The 4371-nt window shown below is 37.6% G+C and carries 3 protein-coding genes and 1 pseudogene; all 4 read left to right on the top strand.

Going from position 1 to position 4371, the window contains the following annotated elements; translation table 11 throughout:
- A pseudogene (locus WBM60_RS13715) lies at window positions 1-279 on the top strand (sel1 repeat family protein); the annotation flags it as partial.
- Between the two features lie 857 nt (window positions 280-1136).
- Window positions 1137-2612 carry an arginine decarboxylase gene (locus tag WBM60_RS13710; RefSeq protein ID WP_424283204.1) on the top strand — a complete coding sequence of 492 codons (1476 nt, stop codon included), beginning with the start codon at window positions 1137-1139 and terminating at the stop codon, window positions 2610-2612.
- Window positions 2613-2618: 6 nt separating this feature from the next.
- Complete coding sequence (gene speB / locus WBM60_RS13705; protein ID WP_424258609.1) at window positions 2619-3563, top strand: agmatinase; 945 nt, start codon at window positions 2619-2621, stop codon at window positions 3561-3563.
- Window positions 3553-4371 (top strand): deoxyhypusine synthase family protein (locus tag WBM60_RS13700; protein WP_424283203.1); only part of this gene is annotated, 819 nt, incomplete at its 3' end. The genes speB and WBM60_RS13700, both read left to right, overlap by 11 nt.

The raw sequence follows: 4371 nt of genomic DNA, 5'->3' as shown, positions 1-4371 counted from the left end.
TATCGCAAGGCCTCCGTGCAGGGAGATCCACTGGCTATTGGCAATCTAGGCATGCTGTATGTGCGGGGACAGGGTGTGAAAGAAAACAAGGTCGCAGGCGTGGCGCTGCTACTAGTGTCTGCTACCATGGATTCCTCACCACAAAACCATGCTAAACAAAATATTTCGGCTACTCGCGGCTTATCGGCTGAAATGATCGCCGAAGCCCAGGCGCTCGCTGCAGAATTTAGTACTGTCAAAAACCTGCTGGTGCCGCTGGATAAGTATTTGACGAAATAAGAGAATAATACTGAGAAGAAATAGCAACCCGATCCCTTAAAACTGAAGTATTTGAATTAAACCCCGGGTTATTCAGTATACTCAATCCTAAGCTGCTAGATGTTAGTCAGTTTAATCTCAAGCACCTTCTTTATCATTTGGATTTCTTTCAAAGTAATATGCGCATTCAAAAACTGATTCCCATTCATTTGTCCGGTAATGATCTTCTCCACAAAATGATCTATAATCGATAGGTTGGGTTAGTTAAACTTTTGGAGGCTGCCTTTTCAGAATAGGCCACCATAACTAATGGCTTTTTTATTTCCCTAATGCTATTCGAATATTTTATATAAATCTTTTAATAAAACCAATTATTGGAACATGCTTTTTTGGAATTAAAAGACTGAATATTAATTTGTTTTTCATGAATTGAAGTATATCCAGGCTGGGTATTTATTTTGGAACATGAATAAACATTAGGAAAATCTGACCTCCTGAAGATACTTGTGTTAAGACATCATCACTTTTTTTATAAATCCGTTGTTTATTCAAATTTTTTGATTTCATTTGTCTTGTCAAACGAATAATCTTTCGTAAGACAATAGAGCTTTTAGCTGCACATTATGAACCGTGTTTATACGTTCGGGTTATTGGGAATTAGGAAGTCAAACCCAATGACTGCTTATCGGATAAGTAACCGAATTTTAGAGCTAACTTCCGCTAGTACTGCGATCTTTTCGAGCCAGCATGGCTATTTTTTTATTCCTACCACAGCACAACAAATAATTATTTGAAGTTGAGAACTAAAGCCTTATCCTTTTACGTATAAGACTGGGCCGATCTATTAAAACTAGTTTTCAATATTTATAAATACCACAGTGAATACAAAATACATCGATCTGATTAATCAGACATTTGATTTTCCACAGGATGATCTTTCTCTTGAGGAAAACAATTTACGGTTTCATGGCATAGACCTTTTGAGTCTTATAGAAACCTATGGTAGCCCCATAAAATTTACATATTTACCTAAAATTTCTGATAATATTAACCGCGCCAAAACATGGTTTAACAATGCCATGAAAAAAAATAATTACGCCGGGAAATATTATTATAGTTATTGCACCAAAAGTTCTCATTTTGCTCATGTTCTCAATGAGGCCCTCAAGAATGATATTCATATTGAAACTTCTTCAGCCTTTGATATTAATATTGTTGAACATCTTAAAAAAAAGGGGAAAGTTAAAAACGACACTTTTATTATTTGTAATGGCTACAAGAAGCCTCAGTATATTGAAAACATTGCCCGACTCATTAATAAAGGCCATCAGAATTGTATTCCCATTATTGATAACTATGAAGAAATCGATTTACTTTCCGAAGAAATTAATGACACTTTTAAAGTAGGGATACGTATTGCTTCCGAGGAAGAACCTAAGTTTGAATTCTACACCTCACGCTTAGGCATTGGCTATAAAAACATTATTCCCTTTTATGAAAATCAAATTAAGAATAATGATAAAGTAGAACTAAAAATGCTTCACTTTTTTATTAATACAGGGATCAAGGATAATGCCTATTATTGGAACGAATTACTAAAATGTCTCCGGGTATACGTTCGTCTTAGAAAGAATTGTACCTCCCTGGATAGCTTAAATATTGGGGGTGGATTTCCCATCAAAAATTCCCTTGCATTTGACTACGACTATGAGTACATGGTAGATGAAATTGTCAATCAAATAAGTGTTGTTTGTAAGGAAGCAGATGTTCCTGTACCCAATATTTTTACTGAATTCGGAAACTTTACCGTTGGGGAAAGCGGAGGAGCTATTTACAAGATTTTGTATCAGAAACAGCAAAACGATAGGGAAAAGTGGAATATGATTGATTCTTCTTTTATTACCACCTTGCCGGATACCTGGGCAATAAATAAACGTTTTGTTATGCTTCCCATTAACCGCTGGGATAGCGAATACGAAAGAGTGCTGTTAGGAGGGCTCACCTGTGATAGTGATGATTATTATAACAGTGAGCAGCATATGAATGCTATTTACCTGCCCAAATTCAAAAAGGAGAAACCTTTATATATCGGCTTTTTCAATACCGGGGCATACCAGGAAACCCTGGGCGGTTTTGGCGGATTACAGCATTGCTTAATTCCGCAGCCAAAGTATATTATAATTGATAAAGATGAGAAAGGGAGAATTATCTCTTCCGTCTATAAACCGGAACAAAGTTCGGAACAAATTTTAGCCATCCTGGGGTATGACGCGGAAAAAGTAAAACCTATCGATAAATCTCAGAATGGAGAACACCTTATTGAAGCATTATTTGATAATTATCCTAAAAATTAAATTAAAGTGAAAACAAACACTAATTACGCAGGGATCCCACAAGATCTGGCACAACTTGAAAAAGCAAAGATTGTTCTCATTCCTGTTCCATATGATGGAACAAGCACATGGGGTAAAGGCGCAGACAAGGGGCCAAATGCCTTTTTAGAAGCTTCAGAGAATATGGAACTCTATGATATTGAAACTGATACTGAAGTCTATAAGCAAGGTATTTACCTGGCAGATGAAATTTTGGAGAACGGTAGCCCGGAATCTATGGTAGATGCCGTGCATAAAGTCACTAAAGAATATATTAAGCGTAACAAATTTGTGGCTCTGATCGGAGGAGAGCATTCAATTTCTATTGGAAGTATCAGGGCATTTAATGAGTGTTTTGAGAACCTGAGTGTTTTACATATTGATGCACATGCAGATTTAAGAAAAACCTATCAGGGTACCCAGTATAACCATGCCTGTGCGGTTCATGAAGCATCGCAACAGACAAATTTAGTTCAGGTAGGAATACGCAGCATGGATGCTATTGAAAAAACCTATATGGATCCCGATAAGACTTTCTTTGCACATGAAATGTTGAGCAACGAATATTGGATGGACAATGTTATTGATCAACTTTCTGATAATGTTTTTATCACCTTTGACCTTGATGCACTGGATCCTTCCATTATGCCTTCAACAGGGACACCCGAACCGGGTGGATTATTGTGGTATGAAACCCTGGAATTTCTTTTACAGGTTTTTCAGGAAAAAAATGTTGTCGGATTTGATATGGTTGAATTATGTCCCAATAAAAATGATAAATCCCCTGATTACCTTGCCGCCAAATTATTTTATAAAATGTTGACCTATAAGTTTAAAGGGGAAGAGGCCGATGATGAATATGACAACACTTATGATACTGATTTTAAATCAGTTTCTAATACCCATTTCAAATTTGATGATGATGAAGACTAAGGGAGCAATCTCATCTTTTATAGAACAGCACTTTTTACATTTTAATGCGGCCGCTCTGGTAGATGCCGCCAAAGGGTATGAAGAGCAATTAGAAAAAGGCGCAAAAATGTTGGTTTCCCTGGCAGGGGCCATGAGTACGGCAGAATTGGGCAAAAGCTTTGCCCAAATGATCCGTTCTGGAAAAGTAGACATCATTTCTTGTACCGGTGCAAACCTTGAAGAGGATATCATGAATCTTGTGGCACATTCGCATTATAGAAGAGTGCCCAATTACAGGGATTTAACGCCCCAGGATGAATGGAACTTACTGGAAAAAGGACTTAACCGGGTAACAGACACCTGTATTCCTGAAGAAGAAGCCTTTAGAAGGTTGCAACACCATATTTTTAAAATATGGAAGGATGCAGAACAAGCAGGAGAACGCTATTTTCCACATGAGTATATGTACAAAATGCTGCTCTCAGGGGTACTGGAAGAATATTATGAAATTGATCTGAAGGATTCATGGATGTATGCAGCAGCTAAAAAGAACCTGCCGATTGTGGTGCCCGGATGGGAAGACAGTACCATGGGGAATATTTTTGCAAGTTATGTAATGAAAGGAGAATTAAAGGCTGGTACAATGAAGTCTGGCATTGAATACATGACCTATTTGGCGGAATGGTATACCCAGAATTCAAATTATGGGATTGGCTTTTTTCAAATTGGTGGTGGGATAGCAGGAGATTTTCCTATTTGCGTGGTTCCAATGTTAACACAGGACCTCGGGCTGGAAGAGACCCCCTTTTGGAGTTACTTCTGCCAGATT

The sequence above is a fragment of the Eudoraea sp. genome (genome assembly GCF_049669105.1).
Lineage (GTDB): Bacteria > Bacteroidota > Bacteroidia > Flavobacteriales > Flavobacteriaceae > Eudoraea.
Note: the sequence above shows the minus strand (reverse complement) of the source record. Positions and strands in the feature narration are given on the sequence as shown.